Source organism: Pseudoxanthomonas sacheonensis, from assembly GCF_031455975.1.
In the GTDB taxonomy this organism is placed as follows: Bacteria; Pseudomonadota; Gammaproteobacteria; order Xanthomonadales; family Xanthomonadaceae; genus Pseudoxanthomonas_A; species Pseudoxanthomonas_A sacheonensis_A.
Window position 1 is genome coordinate 78732 of the sequence record NZ_JAVDTT010000002.1, and the last position, 18029, is coordinate 96760.

Below are 18029 nucleotides of genomic sequence, written 5' to 3' on the forward strand. Positions count from 1 at the left end.
TTCCTTCCGCTATTCACGTTTTCTTCACTTCAGCCTAGCGTGCCTCATGAATCTTCACAAGGCCTTTGCGAGGTTCGCAGTGCGGCACTCAAGATGCGCTACCAAAAGAGCAAATTACGCTACCAAAAGAAGGCAGGGTGAATGGGGCGAGCAGGTGCAACGTAAATAATTCACACCACTAAAGCATGCCCGCTTCCGGCCAGAAACGGACATCATAGAAACGTCTGAATTAAGCCGCCAAGCGACGTCGGCTTGAATGAATTGTTAGGCCGCACCGATGTGCGTTCCCAGCCACCACAGGTTTCCTTGAGCATCCCGCACGCCAGCGCTGCGATCGCCATACGGAAGATCCCGGGGCTCATATCGTGACTTCCGATCAAATGACATGAGTGACCGCTTTGGGTCTGTAGCAGACACTATCGCCCGGTACCACGTGTAAGGGTTGGCTGTCGGCTCTGTCCGAGCTTGTTGTTGATAGCTGCCGTTTGGACTGCGCCGGCGTGAGGTTCCCGAGCTTGAATGCGGCCGGATCACAACTGCTAGAGAGGGCGCGGTTCCCCAAGCCAAGGCCGCGATAGAGGCCGTGGCTTTGGAGTCTAAGGTCGGGGGGCTTGCTGCCAATTGGCGCAACTAGCGCCTTATGGGTGCCAACTAGCGTCTTATGCGAGCCACGCTAGCATCTTATGGGTACCCAACTAGAGCCTTATGGGGGTCCGCACACCACTAACAACAGACGTCGCCCCGCTTATCTCAACCGCACTTCGAATACCCACAGTTCAAACAAGTAGCGCACCCATCCATGATGACCAGCGCCTTCGTGTTGCACTTGTGGCAAAGCGTCGCGCTGGGCGGGAAGCTGGTGCCGTCGCCGGTGACGGAGATGTCTTCGTGGGAGGCGGGCTCGGTGGAGCTAAGAGCGCCCCCATCCGTCCTACGGGCACCTTCCCCCGCTGTCGCAGGGGAAGGGTTGGAGGATGGGCTTACGTTAGAGTTTTTTTTTGCGCGGGTTTCGTAAGCGGCACGCTTCTCGGCCAGGATGGCGCGCTGGTGATCGCTCATTTCCGGATCGTGGATCAGGCCGATCGACTTCATGTGGTCTTCCACGATGGCGCCCAGTTCGGCCACCAACGACGGCATGTACACCCCGCCGGCCTTGAAGTAACCGCCGCGCGGATCGAACACCGCCTTCATCTCGTCCACCAGGAAGGTCACGTCGCCGCCCTTGCGGAACACCGCCGACATGATGCGCGTCAGCGCCACGATCCACTGGAAATGCTCCATGGACTTGGAATTGACGAAGATCTCGAACGGACGGCGCAGCTCGTGCTCCGTGCCCGGATTCAACACGATGTCGTTGAGAGTCACGTACATCGCGTGCTCCACCAACGGCGACTTGATCTTGTAGGTACTGCCGATCAGCACTTCCGGGCGCTCGATGCGCTCGTGCATGTGGATGATGTCGGCGACCGGGAATTCGGCCTCGGCCTTGGCGCGGGTGACCGACTCGGCCTGGACGGCGGCAGCGCTTTCGCGCGCACGGTCTTCCGGAGTGAGGACGGAGTAACCCTTGATTTTCTTGTCGATCTTGACGGCCATGGAGCTGGTTCCTGATTGCTTGTGTCGTGTGGCTTGGTAGGTGGTTCGGTTGGGGCGCTGAAGTAGTGGCCCTCACCCCAACCCCTCTCCCGCAGGGAGAGGGGCTAAAGCGGGGGCTTACTTCTTCTTTGCGGTTTTCTTGGCTGCCTTCTTCGCGGGCGCCTTTTTGGCGGCCTTGCGTGGGGCGGCTTTCTTCACAACTTTCTTGACCGCCTTCTTGGCCGCGGTCTTCTTGCTGGCGACCTTCTTGGCGACTTTCTTGACCGCCTTCTTCACGGCCTTCTTCGCCGTAGCGGTCTTCTTGGTCGCTTTCTTGGCGGCCTTCTTCGCGGGCTTCTTGCCGACCTTCTTCTTCAACGCGGCGGCTTCGGCCTTGGCCGAGGCGCTGGCCGAAGCGAGCGTCTTCTTGGCCTTGGCCACGGTCTTCTTCACCGCCTTGCTGGCCTTGTCCGTACGCTTGGCGACTGCCTTCTTGGCGGCGGCGGTGCGCTTCTTCACGGCCTTCTGCGCTTTCTTCGCCGACTTCTTCACCGAGGCGACGGCGTCGCTGGCGGTCGAGGCGATTGAGCTGCCGATGTTGCTCGCGGTTTCTTTCACGCTTTCTGCAGCGCCCGTTAGGGTCGCTACCACACCGTTTCCGTTGCTCATGTAGATGCCCTCCTGGGGCCGTGGGTTTGGTACAGAGCCGATGCTATACCGGTTGGTGTGAGGTGTGGAGTGATTGCGTGAATGGTTTAGTTGGCCGCGAAGAGCGAGCTCGCTGCGCTTCGCCTACCCCTCCCCAACCCTCCCCTGCTTCGCAAGGGAGGGGGAAGTACTCAGAACTTGCCGTAATAGCCTTCTTTCAGGGCGTCGAACAGGTTGGCGGCGGTGTGCATTTCGCCGTCGTATTCGATCTGCTCGTTGCCCTTGACCTCGACCACGTTGCCGTCTTCCAGCTCGAAACGGTAGGTGGTGTTCTCCAGGTCCGCTTCCTTGACCAGCACGCCCTGGAAGGCGGCCGGGTTGAAACGGAACGTGGTGCACCCCTTCAGACCCTGCTGGTGGGCGTAGCGGTAGATGTCCTTGAACTGCTCGTACGGGTAGTCGGTGGGGACGTTGGCGGTCTTGGAGATGGAGCTGTCCACCCACTTCTGCGCCGCGGCCTGCACGTCGACGTGTTCCTTGGGATTGATGTCGTCGGCGCTGATGAAATAGTCGGGCAGACGGGCGGCCGCGTCCTCGGCGAACGGAATGGCCGAGGGGTTGACCAGGTGGCGGTAGGCGAGCAGTTCGTAGGAGAACACGTCGACCTTTTCCTTGGACTTCTTGCCTTCGCGGATCACGTTGCGGCTGTAGTGATGGGCGAAGCTGGGCTCGATGCCGTTGGAGGCGTTGTTGGCCAGGCTCAGGGAAATGGTGCCGGTGGGCGCGATGGAGCTGTGGTGGGTGAAGCGGCTGCCGATCTCGGCCAGCTCGTCCACCAGCTCCGGCGAGACCGTGGCGATGCGCTGCATGTAGCGGCTGTACTTGGCGTGCAGCACCTTGCCGGGAATCTGCTGGCCGATGCGCCAGCCGTCCTTCGCCATTTCCGGGCGCTGGCGCAGCATGGCGGCGGTGACGTCGAACAGCTCCTCCATGATCGGCGCGGCGCCCTTTTCCTTGGCCAACGCCAGACCCATTTCCCAACCGGCCACGGCCATGTCGCGGGCGATGGACTCGGTGAACTCGCAGGACTCGGGGCTGCCGTACTTCATCTGCAGCATGGTCAGGGTGGAACCCAGGCCCAGGAAGCCCATGCCGTGGCGGCGCTTGCGCAGGATCTCGGCGCGCTGCTGTTCCAGCGGCAGGCCGTTCACGTCCACCACGTTGTCCAGCATGCGGGTGAACACGCGCACCACTTCCTTGTATTCCTCCCAGTCGAAGGTCGCCTGGTCGGTGAAGGGCTTGCGCACGAAAGTGGTGAGGTTGACCGAACCCAGCAGGCAGGCGCCGTAGGGCGGCAACGGCTGCTCGCCGCAGGGATTGGTGGCGCGGATGTTTTCGCACCACCAGTTGTTGTTCATCTCGTTGACGCGGTCGATGAGGATGAAACCCGGCTCGGCGTAGTCGTACGTCGAGACCATGATCATGTCCCACAGGTGGCGGGCGCGGATGTGGCCGTAGATCTTGCAGGCCACCAGGCCGTCGTCGCGGCTGACGTAGTTCTTGTGGGTGGGCCACTCGCGCCAGATCACTTCGGACTCGTCGTCGACGTTGATCTCGTGCTGTTCCTTGGCGTTGACCGGGAACACCAACGGCCAGTCGGCGTCCTTGGCCACCGCGTCCATGAAGCCGTCGGTGATCAACAGGGACAGATTGAACTGGCGCAGGCGCCCGTCCTCGCGCTTGGCGCGGATGAAGTCCTTCACGTCCGGATGCGACACGTCGAAGGTGCCCATCTGCGCGCCGCGGCGACCGCCGGCCGAAGACACCGTGAAGCACATCTTGTCGTAGATATCCATGAAGGACATCGGACCGCTGGTGTAGGCGCCGGCGCCGGCGACGAAGGCGCCGCGCGGACGCAGGGTGCTGAATTCGTAACCGATGCCGCAGCCGGCTTTCAGGGTCAGGCCGGCCTCGTGGACCTTGTCCAGGATGCCGTCCATCGAGTCCTCGATGGTGCCGGACACGGTGCAGTTGATGGTGGAGGTGGCGGGCTTGTGTTCCTGCGCACCGGCGTTGGAGGTGATGCGGCCGGCCGGAATGGCGCCGCGGCGCAGCGCCCAGAGGAAGCGCTCGTACCAGTAGGCGCGCTTCTCGGCGGTGGGTTCGGCGTCGGACAGGGCCCGGGCCACGCGCTGATAGGTGCCGTCGATATCGGCATCGATCGCTTCGCCTTGCTTGGTCTTCAACCGGTACTTCTTGTCCCAGATGTCTTGCGAGGCCGGCTGCATCGGAACCAGGGATCCTGCAGCTTCTTCTGTTTTAACCGCCTCGAGGCGCACCGTACTCATGATTGTGTTGCTCTCCCTGTTCTTAAACTGTGGTGTCTGAAACTGTGGTGTCTAATTTTTGTTTGGACTTGGTTTCTTATGCGCCTGGACGGTCGGGCCGGCCAGTGCGTGCGTTGCATAAATCTGTCACGGACCGGATCGGCAGCGACGGCGGCCCGCCCCGAAGCGCGGTGAGCGCCGCAGTGGGCTGCGAATTGTGCGTGCCGTCCCGTAAAACCAGCGTCGCCGTCGATGTCATGCGCCATCCCCTAAGCGCCTTGTTTCCAAGCAAAAACCCTACTGCTTGGGTCCGTTTCGCAAATGACCGCTATATCTAGTGGCCAAGCGAAGGCTGCAAGCTACGCCCGGCCGGCCGGCCTGTCAACGGGTCGAAGGTGAAATTGCAAAGCTTCCCTATTCAGCTTTTTGCGCCCACCCGGAACCCATCGGGTTCGACTTCATTGCGGGTTTAAGCAGCGGTGAGCACACTCATTCATATAGCCGACCACGCCTTGTCCGGCCGTCGCTTCCCCGCGACGGACCCGGCGGCCTCGCCAGCCCCTTTCCTTGTCGAACGAACCTCCTTGCCGAACCGACCCATGCGCCCGCTCCCCACCCTGCTCGCCCTGACCGCCGCTGCCGCTTTCGGCGGTTTTGCCGCCACCGGACTCCGTGCCGCGCTGGACACCCCCGCCCAGGCGGCGCCATCCGCGCCGGTGATCATTCCTTCCGTAGGCGCGCTGCCGCCGGTGGTGAACGGGCAACCGCTGCCGTCGCTGGCGCCAATGCTGCAGCGGGTGATGCCGGCGGTGGTCAACGTCTACAGCCGGCAGACCGTCAAGCTGCGCAGCCCGATGGGTCCGTTCGCCGACGATCCGGTGTTCCGCCGCATGCTGGGCATCCCCGACATGCCGCGCGAACGCGTGCAGCAGTCGCTGGGTTCGGGCGTGATCATCGATGCGAAGAATGGTTACGTCATCACCAATCATCATGTGATCGAGAACGCCGACGGCGTGTCGGTGACCCTGAGCGACGGCCGCAGCGTCGAGGCGCAGTTCATCGGTTCGGACCCGGACACCGACGTGGCCCTGATCCGCATCCCCACCGGCAACCTGACCGAGATTCCGCTGGCCGACAGCAGCGCCTTGAACGTGGGCGATTTCGTGGTCGCGGTGGGCAACCCGTTCGGCCTGGGGCAGACGGTGACCTCGGGCATCGTGTCGGCGGTGGGTCGCAGCGGCATCCGCGGGCTGGGTTACCAGAACTTCATCCAGACCGACGCCTCGATCAATCCGGGCAATTCCGGCGGCGCGCTGGTCAACCTGCAGGGCCAGCTGGTGGGCATCAACACCGCCAGCTTCAATCCGCAGGGCAGCATGGCCGGCAACATCGGCCTGGGTTTCGCCATTCCCAGCAATCTGGCGCGCAGCATCAAGGACCAGTTGATCGCCAACAACGGCGTGGTCATCCGCGGCACGCTGGGACTGGAATCGCAGACGCTGACCCCGGAGGTGGCCAAGGGCCTGGGCCTGACCGATACCCGCGGCGCGGTGGTGACGCGGATCTACGCCGGCTCCGGCGCGGCCGCGGCCGGATTGAAGACCGGCGATGTGATCGTGTCGGCCAACAACGAACGCATCGACAGCGCCGAGTCGCTGCACAACTACGAAGGCCTGCAGCCGGTCGGCAGTCCGCTGGCGCTGGGCATCCGCCGCGACGGCAAGCCGCTGACGCTGCGCGCGACCTTGAAGGAACAACCCCGCGCGCTGGCGGGGGCGACGCTGGATCCGCGCCTGACCGGCGCCTCGTTCGCCGAGCTGCCCGAATCGCTGCGCCAAGCCGGCTTGAGCGGCGTGCTGGTCAAGGACGTGGCGCGCGGCAGCCGGGCGGCGCAGAGCGGCTTGCAGCCTGGCGACGTGGTGCGGGGCGCGAGTTCGGAAGAAATCACCGATCTGGCCGGCTTCCAGGCCAGCTTCTCGCCCAAGCCGCCGCAATTGGTGCTGTCCATCCAGCGCGGCAATGCGCTCGGCAATCTGTTGTTGCAGTGATAGCTCCGTGTCGTAGATGGGCGCCGGGACGGACCCGCTACTGACAGGCTGTTAATGGCGACCTGCTATAGATGCTTTCCCCGGTAGGCGCACTCCGCCTTCCTCTTCATAGGAGATGACGATGAACAACCCCACCGCGACCGACGCATTGAAAAGCAACCTCGGCGAAGCCGGCGCGCATCTCAAGTCCGCCGCCGCCGCCGCCGGCGAAGCGCTGAAAGGCGCAGCCGGTTCGGCCGGCGACGAGCTGAAGCTGGGCAAGGCCAACGTGAAGGCCGAACTGGCCGACGGCGCGTTGTCGGGCCTGGCCGCGGCCGAACATGGCGGCGCCGCCGCGATGGAACAGGTGGACCATCTGATGGACAAGGGCCGCGACCTGATCGACAGCGCCGCCGACCTGATCCGCGAACGTCCGCTGGCGTCGTTCGGCGTGGCCTTCGCGGCCGGCTGGATCATCGCCAAGCTGGCCCGCAGCGGCGGTGGCGACAAGTAAGCCCGACGCGTGAACGAAACGCGCGAGGACGACCAGGATTCCGGCAAACCGGAGGCCGATCTGGGCGAGGCCATCCGCGACGTCGGCACCGCCGCGCGCGAGGGCTTGAAGGAAGCCGGTGGCGCGGCCAAGGCGTTCCGCGCCTTGCTGGCCGCCGATGTGTCGCTGGCGCGCAGCGCCTTCGGCAGGGCCATGGCGCTGACCGGCGTGGCCATCGTGTTCGGCGCTTCGTGCTGGCTGCTGCTGATGGCGACGCTGATCGTGTTCCTCAGCCGCCAGCTGGGTCTGCCCTGGGCCGTTTCGCTGTTGATCTGCGCGCTGCTCAGCGGCGCGGTGACCTTGTGGGCGGCGTGGCGCGCGGATTACTACTTCGACCACACCCGCATGCAGGCCACCCGACGGCAACTGGCGCGGCTGGGCATCGGCGAACTGGCCGACGTCGCTCCCGACCCGGGCTCGTCCGAATCGGCGCGCGACACGGTGAATCAGCGGACGCCGGAAAGGAACGCCGACGGCAATAGGATCACTCCGCCATGAAGCAGGCCGCCACGAACAAGGATTCCCGCCCCCGGGTCAGCTTCGAACATCTGGTGCGCAAGGTGGAGCGCGCTGAAGACGTGCTGGAGATGCGCGAACAGCGGCTGGTCGATCGCTACCGCAAGCTCAACGACACCTGGCGCAAGGGATGGACGCCGATGCGGATCGTCGTCGTCGGCCTGGCCAGCGGCTTCCTGGTCGGCCGCGCCGAGCCGCTGCGCGCGCTGACCGGTGCGCGCATGCTGCAGATGGTGAGCGCGTTGTCGGGACTGTTCGCTTCGGTGCAGGCCACCTTCGCGGCCGAACAGGCGGAGCAAGCGGCCGATACCGCCGAAGAGGCCGCGACCGATCAAGCCGCCGAGCCGGCGACGCAAGCGAAAAAAGAGCAAGCGGAAAACGTTCCGCCCGCCGCGCGCAGGAGCCAGACTCGCGACCAGGTCCATTCCACGCAACCGCGTCCGGCCGAAGCGGCTACGGAAGTATCCGAACGCTGAGGACATCGGCCCTGCAGCAGCGGCGTGGGAGCGGCACGTGGGAGCGGCGTCCGCGATCACTGCTTTCTCCTCTCCCCTTGCGGGAGAGGATGCCCGTAGGGCAGGAGAGGGGGCGTGAGCGCAGCGAGCGTGCTTTGCTTTCGTCTTCGAGGTATCAAGTACTGGTTGGAAGATCAAAAGCCGACTCCTCTCCCGGCCTGCAGCCACCCTCTCCCGCAAAGGGGAGAGGGAGAACGTCGGCAACCCGCGCCAGATTCCGGATCCACACTTTTCCGTCTCTCCCCAACCCATACGAGCCGCCGACTTGAGCACTTCTCCCAGCGATCCGCTGTCGACCGATCCGTTACCGGAACCCTCGCCAGCCCCACGCCGCCCGCGCGCTTCCAACGCGCTGCTGGTGCTGGCTACGCTGGCGGTGGGCTACACCCTGTGGGCGGCGCAGGACCTGCTGCTGCCCATTCTGTTGGGCATGTTCTTCGCGCTGGTGGCCAACCCGATCATCCGCCTGCTGAAACGCCTGTGGATACCGCGTTTCGTGGCCGCGCTGATCGTGGTGGTGGGCGGCATCGCCGGGACGGCGGCGCTGGCCAACCAACTGGTGGTGCCGGCCAGCGACTGGTTCCGCGACGTGCCGCAGGAACTGCGCGAAATGACCCCCAAGCTGCGCCAGCTGACCAAGCCGATGCTGGACGCCAATCGGGCCGCGGAAAACATCGCCCGCGCCGCCGGCGGCGAGAGCGCCAAGAAAGTGCAGGTGGTGCGCACCCAGGTGGACGATCCGTACAAAGTGCTCAACGCCACGCCGCGCCTGCTGGCCTCGGTGCTGGCGGTGGTACTGCTGACCTTCTTCTTCCTGGTCTACGGCGAAAACCTGCAGCGGCATGCGATCGCGCTGCTGCCGGGGCGGCAGAAGCAGAAGTTCAGCGTGGATCTGATGCATTCCATCGAACGCGAAGTGTCGCGCTACGTGCTCACCATCAGCCTGATCAATGCGGTGGCGGGGTTGGTGTATGCGGCGATCCTGTACGCGTTCGACATTCCGCTGCAGGAGGCCTTGCTGTGGGGCACGATGGTGGCGCTGTTGAACTTCGCCCCGTACGTGGGTCCGCTGATCGGCATGGGCGTGATGCTGCTGGTGGGTTTCGTGACCTACAACGAACCGTGGCTGTCGGTGATGCCGGTGCTGGTCTACCTGGGCCTGCACACGCTGGAAGGCCAGATCGTCACCCCCATCGTGCTGGGCCGGCGGATGGCGCTGTCGCCGCTGGTGCTGATCCTGGCGCTGATGCTGTTCGGCTGGCTGTGGGGCATCGTCGGCCTGCTGCTGGCGGTGCCGCTGCTGGTCTGCATCAAGCTGGTGCTGGCGCGGGTGGAAGGCATGGAGGGCTGGGCGCGGCTGTTGGAGTGACCTTGTCCTCCCGAGCGCAGCGAGGGATCTGCTTTCTGCCGGCAAAACAGCAGATCCCTCGCTGCGCTCGGGAGGACATCCGAATTATTCAGAGGCCCCCAGGGCCGCTTCTGCTTCCCTGCAGCGTGTCCCTCACGCCCCACCTCGTTAGAATACGGGCGTGAATTTCCCCGTCCGCGCCATCACCCTGGATCTCGACGACACCCTGTGGCCCTTCGCTCCGATCGGCGCGCGGATCGAGCAGGTGTTGCATGCGTGGATGCTGGAGCACAGCCCGCCCACCGCCGCGCGCTTCCCGATCGAGGCCATGCGCGCGCTGCGCGAGCAGGTGTTCGCCGAACACCCGCAGCTGATCCACGACCTCAGCGAGTTGCGCCGGCTCACCCTGCGCCGCGCGCTGCAGGAAAGCGGCGCCGACCCCGCGCTGCTGGAGCCGGCCTACGAGATCTTCTATGCCGCGCGCAACCAGGTGGAGTGCTATCCCGACAGCCTGGCCGCGCTGGAACGCATCGCTGCGCGCGTGCCGGTGGCGGCGGTGACCAACGGCAACGCCGATCTGGAACGCATCGGCCTGTCGCGGCATTTCTGGTTCCAGTTGGGCGCCCGCGAACACGGCGCGGCCAAACCCGAAGCCAGCATCTTCCACGCCGCCTGCCAACGCCTGGGCGTGCCGCACTTTGAGGTGCTGCACGTGGGCGACCATATCGAGATGGACGTGATCGGCGCCGCGCAGGCCGGGTTGCGCAGCTGCTGGATCAACCGCGAGGCGCAGACGTGGACCCACCCCACCCTGCGTCCCGATCTGGAATTCACCGACCTCACCGCACTGGCCGACTGGCTGGACGCAACGCACCTCCACAACACGGAGCACGCCGCCGCATGAGCCTGCCGAACGGATTCACCGAGACCTCTTCTTCCGCGCTGCCGCTGCACGTGCTGGAGCGCGACCGGTTCAGCGACTGGCGCAACGCGCTGTCGCCCGCCTTGCAGGCCTGGGTGGACGCGCAGCATTTCTCCGCGGCGCCCGGCGCGCTGGTGCTGTTGCCGGGCGAACACGGCATCGCCGCGGCGGCGATCGGCATCGGCGATCCGCTCGATCCCTATTCCTACGCGCATGCGCCGCACGGCCTGCCCCCGGGCGACTGGCAGCTCGCCTCGATGCTGGACGACGGCGCGCGCGCGGCCTTGCAGTTGGGCTGGGGCTTGGGCAGTTACCGTTTCGACCGCTACAAGAAACCCGCACGCCCGCCGGCTCGCCTGTTGCTGCAGAACGCCGATGCCGAAGCGCTGGATCTGCTGGCCGCGTGCGTGCGCGTGCGCGATCTGGTCAACACGCCCACCGAGCACATGGGGCCGGAGCAGTTGGAGGAAGTCGCGCGCGAACTCGCCGCCACGCATGGCGCGCAGCTTGAGGTCATCGTCGGCGACGAACTGCTGGCGCGGAATTTCCCGGCCATCCACGCGGTCGGCCGCGCTTCGCATCGCGCGCCGCGCCTGATCGCGCTGCGCTGGGGCGACAGCGGTCTGCCGCACGTGGCGCTGGTGGGCAAGGGCGTGTGTTTCGATACCGGCGGCCTGGACATCAAGCCGGCCGACGGCATGCGCAACATGAAGAAGGACATGGGCGGTGCGGCGCACGCGCTGGCGCTGGCCGAGTTGATCATGTCGCGCAAGTTGCCGCTGCGCTTGACCTTGCTGGTGCCGGCGGTGGAGAACGCGATCGGGCCGGATGCGTTCCGTCCCGGCGAAGTGATCGCCACGCGCCAGGGTTTGAGCGTGGAGATCGACAATACCGATGCCGAGGGCCGGGTGATCCTGTGCGACGCGCTGACTTATGCGGGCGAGCAGGAGCCGGACATCGTGTTGGATTTCGCCACCCTGACCGGCGCGGCACGCATCGCCTTGGGGCCGGACTTGCCGGCGTTGTTCGCCAACGACGATGCGCTGGCCAACGACTGGATCGCGGCGGGCGAACGCACGCGCGATCCGCTGTGGCGCATGCCGTTGTGGCGTCCTTATCTTCGTTATCTCAGCAGCGGCATCGCCGACCTGGCCAACGCGGGTTCGCGCATGGCCGGCGCAGTCACCGCTGCGCTGTATCTGGAACGTTTCGTGCCGGCGCAACAGAAGTGGGCGCATCTGGATGTGTACGCGTGGAACGACAGCGATCGCGCGGGTCGGCCGCCGGGGGGAGAGGCGATGGCGTTGCGGGCTGCGTTTGAGATGTTGAAGGGGCGTTACGCCGGATGATGGATCCATTCGCCGTCACGGTGATTGTCCTGCCCGGCGCACTCAGCGCCTTCTTCATATACAAGTTGTTGTCGAGCAAGCGAAGCGCATTTGAGAAGTCGGTTTACTGCGTCGTCTTGCTGGTGCCCGTCGTAGGGCCGCTGCTCTACCTCTTCCTAAGCGAAGAAGTACCTCCGCAGCCGCCGCTGCTGAGAAACAACGGCCCGCGGGGCTCTTACACAGACAGCATGATCGCCATCCAGGCAGTCTTGGAAGAAACCGCACGCCAAAAGGCGGAAGATTCGGCGGACGAAACGGTCCCGCGAAATGATGAAGACGCGGAGCCTCGGCCATAAGCTCGGAAATTGGGACAGATAACATATTCGTTTCAATCGCATATGTTCTCTGTCCCTTGTTCGCACCCGCGATCCGCTGCGCGCATGGCCGGCGCGGTCACCGCTGCGCTGTGTCTGGAACGTTTCGTGCCGGCGCAGCAGAAGTGGGCGCACCTGGACGTGTATGCGTGGAACGACAGCGATCGCGCGGGCCGTCCGCCGGGGCGATGGCGTTGCGGGCGGCGTTTGAGATGTTGAAGGGGCGTTACTTGCAGTAGCTACGCTCGCAGAAGCGGACGCTTGTTCCGTTTTTTGGCGTGTTTCGGTCCTCTATCTGTTAATCGAAATGCTGGAGTTGCCGGACCTCGTTTGACCCATATCGTGCCTTCGCAGCTCTTACTACGATTGTGTGACAGACACCTTGAGCTCATCGCTTGACAAAGTATTGAGGTAGACGTACGAATATAGACGTGGCCTGTTATAGGCTGCAGTTTCGGGTGTCTATCAATCACCGATAAGGCGGGGACAAGGATGAGTCCAGTTGAAGTGCGAGGGAGCGCGAAGTCGCGGCAATCGCCCGCGCATATTTTTATTTCTTACATGCCGCATTGCATGCCGCACTATCAGGTGCTGGCAAGACGCTGTCTTGAGCTAGAGCAACTAGGATCCGCTCATAGCTATAGCGGCGCAGTGCGCGCGAATTGATTTAACCAACAACTTAACGGAGACAGATCATGGAAGGTCAACGAAATGCAAGGACGCGGGAAGCTCTCCACATCTCGGTATCCGCGTCTCTACGAATGCTGGTCGCGCTTGCTCTGGCCGTTCTGATACAGGTGACTGCATCGGCCCAGGAGGCCGACCAGAATTTCTCAGTGCGTAGCGGAGACGGGAGTCTCTTTGGAACGTACGACACGCAGGAGCAAGCAGAAGCCGCGATTAGAACGATCCCCGGGCCATCGGATGCACCAGACGCTTATCAGTATGTTCGCGAGATAAAAAACCAAACGGTTTCCGAAGACGGAAAAACAACGATCACCTATTGGATGGGAAAGCATGACCGTAACTTTATGTTCTACGGAATGACTGCAATGCCGCGTGGAACGGAGGAGGAGGCGGTCAGCGACAGCATCTCGTATCTGAATCAACGAGGTTCTCCGCCTTGTCCATCAGCTTCAATGAATGCGCTTAATGACTGGACCCCATATTCTCCTGAGCTCGCACACTATGAGCTAAGGAATTATTCGACCAATTACTTTGATTATAATGAGCCAACAGAGACGTGTGAGCCCCGCGCTGACACAGCGACACTTTCACGCATATCGATTTGTCCTACTCCGTATACGTACTGGAGTAGTTCTCACAATGCTTGCGTCAATGAAGAGATCACTGCTTCTATAGAGACAACCCAATCGCAGTGTGAAGACGAGAGCGGCGACACTGGACTGGTTGGAAATCCCTGCGACGTTAAGACCGGGAACAAGTATGAAACCGAACCTGATTTCGACTTGGGTTGGGCGCAACTGACTCGCTATTACCATTCTGGGGTCGCAACCGCGACAGGTGGTTTCGGCTCGGGGTGGAGTGATACTCACCGTATTCGTTTAGAAATCAATCTGCCTGTTATAGGATTGATCGAGGGAAGCGGCTACACAGTACCGTTCCGCCAAGTCGGGAGTGAGTATCACGCCGCCAGCGGCAGTGGGGACCGCATAGCGGCTAGCGGCAACCAATGGAAACTCTACAGGCAGGACGCGGTTTACATCTTCAACGACATCGGGCGCCTGGTCATGCGCCAACCCGAGGATGGAAACGTACTAAGTTATGCCTACGACTCGTCCGGTCGCCTGGATACGATCACCTCACCGCAGGGTCGTTCGATCCAGTTCCAGTACGCGGATACTTCTAGCGATTCACTGATCACAGGCGTCTCATCGCACGGCACGCAACTTGCCAGTTACACATACGAAAATGGACGACTGAAAACTGTCACCTACCAGGGTGGCGGAACACGAACCTACCACTATGAGGACACGCGCTTCCCGCGCCACCTCACCGGAATCACCGCCGAGGACGGGCAGCGTTATAGCACTTTTGCCTATGACGACAAGGGGCGGGCTGTTTCGAGCCAGCATGTGGGCGGTACGGATGGCGTGGCGCTGTCGTACTCGCCTGCGGGGACGGTCGTTACCGACGCTCTCGGAAAGCAGACCAGCTATGCCATGGCAGATGCCGGGGGTGGATCTCCCAAGGTTACGTCGGTCACCGACAGTGCCGGAACCATCGCTTACCAGTATTACGGCCAGTCCGTGGACTTCCGGCGCCGCGTTGACACGATGACAGACCGCAAAGGCACTCAGATCAAGCACAGCTATAGCGAAGTCACCGATGCGGTGACGGGACAGCCTGCCAGCGTCCATACGGTGAGAGAAGCCTATGGCTTGCCAGAAGAGCGCACACGGGAGGAGCGGCGCGACTTAGCCAGTAACCGCGCTCTGCTACTCCAGACTGGGAATTTAGAAACCCGTTATACCTACAACGCCCGGCTACAGCCCGCCAGCATCACCGCCCGGGATACAGCGACCAGCCAAACCCGCACGACGAGCTTTGCCTATTGCGAAGCCGCGGATGTGGCCGCGCCGAGCAGTACCTGTCCCATCGAAGGATTGTTGAAATCGGTGGATGGCCCTAGGACGGATGTAACGGACTTGGTCATCTATGCGTACTACGGCAGCGATGATCCTGGCTGTACCACCTCGCCCCCAACCTGCACGCACCGCAAAGGGGATCTGTGGAAAATCACTACCGCTCTAGGGCATGTGACCGAAACCCTGGCCTATGACCCTACAGGACAGCCTTTGTCGGTTAAGAATCCCAATGGCATCGTCACGGATTTCGAGTACCACCCACGCGGTTGGTTGATGGCACGCAAGGTGCGGGGCACGAATACGGGGAGTGAGGCGGATGACCAGATCACGATGATCGAATATTGGCCCACGGGATTGGTGAAGAAGGTCATCCAGTCGGACGGCGCTTTTACGTCCTACGCCTACGATGCGGCCCAGCGCTTAACTGACGTTTCCGACAATATCGGCAACACGATCCACTACTCCTTAGACCTTGCTGGTAATCGCTTGCAGGAAGACACCAAGGATCCGGGCAGCGTCCTCAAGCGCACCCTGTCGCGTGTGTACAACCAGCTGGGCCAGTTGCAGACCCAGGCCGATGCGCAGGCCAATCCCACCGACTTCACTTACGATGCCAACGGCAACACCAACACCGTCACCGACGCGTTGGGTCGGGTCACCGACAACGACTACGATCCGCTGAACCGCTTGAGCCGCGCCCTGCAGAACGTGGGCGGGATCAATGCCGAGACCAAGTTCCAGTACGACGCTCAGGACAACCTGACCCAGGTCACCGATCCCAAGGGCCTCAACACCACCTACACCTACAACGGCCTGGGCGATCTGACCCAACTGGTCAGTCCCGACACCGGCACCACCACCTACACCTTTGATAGCGCCGGCAACCGTATTTCCAAACTAGATGCTAACGACCCCGAACCGCATACCTACCTCTATGACGCCCTCAACCGCCTGATCTCCGTCTTTTATTCGACGACCAGCGGAGGGACTAGTCCTGACGTCCGATATACCTATGACATAGTCAACTCCGAATGCGCGACTGATGAGACCTTCGCGAAAGGCCGTCTTACCGCCGCGCATGCAGAGGCCACACTGAAGTACTGCTACGACCGCTTCGGCAACTTGACGCGCAAGGTCCAGAGCATAGGCGGCAGAACCTTCGTCTTGCGCTATGCCTACACCAAAGCTGGCCAGCTGCAGAGCGTGACTTATCCGGATGGGGCTGTGGCGGACTATGTTCGCGACGCGCAGGGGCGAGTAGCGGAGGTAGGGGTAACCCGTGCTGACGGCGTGCGCGCGATCTTGTTGAACCAGACCAGTTATGCCCCTTTTGGCCCGCTTGTCGGTTGGACTTACGGCAATGGTCGGCAAATGCAGCGTCCGCTCAACCAGAACTACCGGCCCACCGCCATTCACGACCCCGGTGTGGGAGGGCTTGATGTGGGCTTCGGCTTCGATGCGGTAGGCAACCTCACCCAGCTCACTCCTGCCGCCAGCGCCACCCCGCTAGTGAAGTTCGACTACGACGCCTTGAGCCGTCTCACCAAGTTCAAGGACGGTCCTACCGACGTGGCCATCGAGAGCTACGCCTACGACGCCACCGGCAACCGCCAGAGCTTCACCAACTCAGCCGGCACGCAGACCTATACCTATCCGTCCACCAACCATCGGCTAGCCCAGGTTGGCGCCATTGCCCGTACCTACGATGCCGTCGGCAACACCATCAGCATCGGCGGCATCGCACGCGAATTTGGCTATAGCCAAGCGGACCGTCTGAGCAGCGTCAAGCAGGGAGGGGCCGTAACGATGCAGTACGGATACAACGCGCTGGGCGAGCGCGTTGTGAATGTGCAGCCAGGCCTGCCCTCCAACCCGGATGGCTCGGGCGGTACCCCCTCAGTGAGCACCTATTTTGTCTACGACGAAACGGGTCACTGGCTGGGGCAGTACGACAATGCGGCATCGGCAGTACAGCAGATCGTCTGGCTGGATGATCTACCGGTCGGCCTGATCGCCAATGGCAACCAGCTGCACTACATCGAACCAGATCACCTAGGAACTCCGCGGGTGGTCATCGAAGTGCTGCGCAATGTTCCGGTGTGGACGTGGGATCTGAAGAGCGAGGCGTTCGGGAATAGCGTGCCGAATCAGGATCCGGATGGGGACACCAATGCGTTGGTGTTTGATATGCGGTTCCCGGGGCAGCGCTATGACGTCGCTACTGGCATGAACCAGAACTACTTCCGCGATTACGATCCGTCCTCAGGACGATATGCGCAATCGGACCCGATTGGGTTTAATGGCGGTATTAATACCTACGCCTATGTCGGAGGGAATCCGATTAGCTTCGTTGATCCGCTGGGATTAGAAGGTTTCGGGCCTTGGTGGAATGCGAACGCGCTGAACCAACAGGGCTTAAGAAACGGCACGGCATTACGAGACACATATAGCCGTGCGCGTTCAATTAGAGATTGGGCAAATTCACGGTTTCCCAGAGTTCCTGGTGATCCAAATGATCCGATGCGTCATTGTGTAACTAGCTGCATGATGGCCCGAGACGCTTCCATTGGGGCTGGCATGGGACGTACATTGGGTGGCGCTAATGAGGCGTGGGGTTTCCTGCAACATGATCTTCCTGATCTTGGATCTAAGCTAAGAAACGGCGGCCCCTGGGCATTTCAGAAATCTGACTTGCAACACAATGAGAAGGGTTTCTGTTCTGGCAATTCATTGCCTGGTCCGAAACCGACAAACGCCGCTCTTGGCGAGATGGGGGCGCAATGTGTGCAGCAATGTTCAAAATAGTTACTGATTACAGTCGCGCTTATTCTGTAATGGTGGCGATCCTTATCTTGCTTGTTGGGTGCACGGTGGATCGCTATCCAGATGACACCATCGTTAAGCAAGACTTTATGAGGCTTGTGCCACAGCGAATACCTCCGGACGTTGAGGTTAATTTTATTGATACATATCGTAGCGATGGAGATGGGCAATCGTTTTCTCAAGTGTTTGTATTTGATGTGAACGCAAACAGAAGGATCTCGATTGAGAACGGTTGGCTAAAAGGCAGTTTTCTAGTTCCCGGTGACGAGGTACGACGTCGTAAAGTTGAATTTATTTATCAGAAGAAAGGTGACCGATGGAAGGTCGTTTCGGATGGACCAATCTCCTCGAAATAGATTTCGCGGAATGATTTTCGTCGAGTGAGATAGCCCGGGTAGTGCGCAGCGAAACCCGGGGCTTTTGATCTGGCATACAGATGCCCATATGGCACGCCCCACTCCGGC

13 protein-coding genes and 1 pseudogene are annotated in these 18029 nt (G+C 62.0%); 11 read left to right on the plus strand and 3 right to left on the minus strand.

Annotated features, from left to right (window positions below; all coding sequences use genetic code 11):
- Nucleotides 1–750: 750 nt before the first annotated feature.
- The 3 genes from J2W94_RS07505 to J2W94_RS07515 all read right to left on the minus strand — a co-directional run bounded on the left by J2W94_RS07505 (nucleotide 751) and on the right by J2W94_RS07515 (nucleotide 4571).
- Nucleotides 751–1596 (minus strand): NrdJb, encoded by an 846-nt coding sequence (locus J2W94_RS07505; RefSeq protein ID WP_310091816.1) that lies wholly within the window; start codon nucleotides 1594–1596, stop codon nucleotides 751–753.
- 117 nt (nucleotides 1597–1713) lie between these two features.
- Complete coding sequence (locus J2W94_RS07510; RefSeq protein ID WP_310091818.1) at nucleotides 1714–2244, minus strand: hypothetical protein; 531 nt, start codon at nucleotides 2242–2244, stop codon at nucleotides 1714–1716.
- A gap of 170 nt (nucleotides 2245–2414) precedes the next feature.
- A complete protein-coding gene (locus J2W94_RS07515; RefSeq protein WP_310091821.1) occupies nucleotides 2415–4571 on the minus strand; it encodes an adenosylcobalamin-dependent ribonucleoside-diphosphate reductase in 2157 nt (718 codons plus the stop codon).
- 578 nt (nucleotides 4572–5149) lie between these two features.
- Here J2W94_RS07515 and J2W94_RS07520 point away from each other — a divergent pair.
- The 11 genes and pseudogenes from J2W94_RS07520 (at nucleotide 5150) to J2W94_RS07570 (ending at nucleotide 17921) form a co-directional block, all read left to right on the plus strand.
- The gene (locus J2W94_RS07520; RefSeq protein ID WP_310091823.1) at nucleotides 5150–6598 is read left to right on the plus strand and encodes a Do family serine endopeptidase; all 1449 of its coding nucleotides are present in this window, start codon (nucleotides 5150–5152) and stop codon (nucleotides 6596–6598) included.
- A gap of 121 nt (nucleotides 6599–6719) precedes the next feature.
- Complete coding sequence (locus J2W94_RS07525) at nucleotides 6720–7091, plus strand: hypothetical protein (RefSeq protein WP_310091825.1); 372 nt, start codon at nucleotides 6720–6722, stop codon at nucleotides 7089–7091.
- Between the two features lie 9 nt (nucleotides 7092–7100).
- The gene (locus tag J2W94_RS07530; protein WP_310091827.1) at nucleotides 7101–7628 is read left to right on the plus strand and encodes a phage holin family protein; all 528 of its coding nucleotides are present in this window, start codon (nucleotides 7101–7103) and stop codon (nucleotides 7626–7628) included.
- Nucleotides 7625–8122, plus strand: coding sequence for a protein sip-5 (locus J2W94_RS07535; RefSeq protein WP_310091830.1), 498 nt, complete (start codon nucleotides 7625–7627; stop codon nucleotides 8120–8122). Before J2W94_RS07530 ends, J2W94_RS07535 begins: the two co-directional genes overlap by 4 nt.
- A 304-nt stretch (nucleotides 8123–8426) precedes the next feature.
- Nucleotides 8427–9530: an AI-2E family transporter gene (locus J2W94_RS07540; protein ID WP_430540569.1), complete on the plus strand. Its 1104-nt coding sequence runs from the start codon at nucleotides 8427–8429 to the stop codon at nucleotides 9528–9530.
- A gap of 160 nt (nucleotides 9531–9690) precedes the next feature.
- On the plus strand, nucleotides 9691–10413 hold the full coding sequence (locus J2W94_RS07545) for an HAD family hydrolase (RefSeq protein WP_310091833.1): 723 nt from the start codon (nucleotides 9691–9693) through the stop codon (nucleotides 10411–10413).
- Nucleotides 10410–11780: a leucyl aminopeptidase family protein gene (locus tag J2W94_RS07550; protein ID WP_310091835.1), complete on the plus strand. Its 1371-nt coding sequence runs from the start codon at nucleotides 10410–10412 to the stop codon at nucleotides 11778–11780. The genes J2W94_RS07545 and J2W94_RS07550 overlap by 4 nt, the downstream gene beginning before the upstream one ends.
- Nucleotides 11777–12115: a PLDc N-terminal domain-containing protein gene (locus J2W94_RS07555; RefSeq protein WP_310091837.1), complete on the plus strand. Its 339-nt coding sequence runs from the start codon at nucleotides 11777–11779 to the stop codon at nucleotides 12113–12115. Before J2W94_RS07550 ends, J2W94_RS07555 begins: the two co-directional genes overlap by 4 nt.
- Nucleotides 12116–12187: 72 nt before the next feature.
- Nucleotides 12188–12372 (plus strand): annotated as a pseudogene (locus J2W94_RS07560) (leucyl aminopeptidase family protein); the annotation flags it as partial.
- A 522-nt stretch (nucleotides 12373–12894) separates the two neighbouring features.
- Nucleotides 12895–17547, plus strand: a complete 4653-nt coding sequence (locus J2W94_RS07565; RefSeq protein WP_310091839.1) for an RHS repeat-associated core domain-containing protein — start codon at nucleotides 12895–12897, stop codon at nucleotides 17545–17547.
- Nucleotides 17535–17921 carry a hypothetical protein gene (locus J2W94_RS07570; protein WP_310091841.1) on the plus strand — a complete coding sequence of 129 codons (387 nt, stop codon included), beginning with the start codon at nucleotides 17535–17537 and terminating at the stop codon, nucleotides 17919–17921. Before J2W94_RS07565 ends, J2W94_RS07570 begins: the two co-directional genes overlap by 13 nt.
- The last annotated feature ends 108 nt before the right edge of the window (nucleotides 17922–18029 follow it).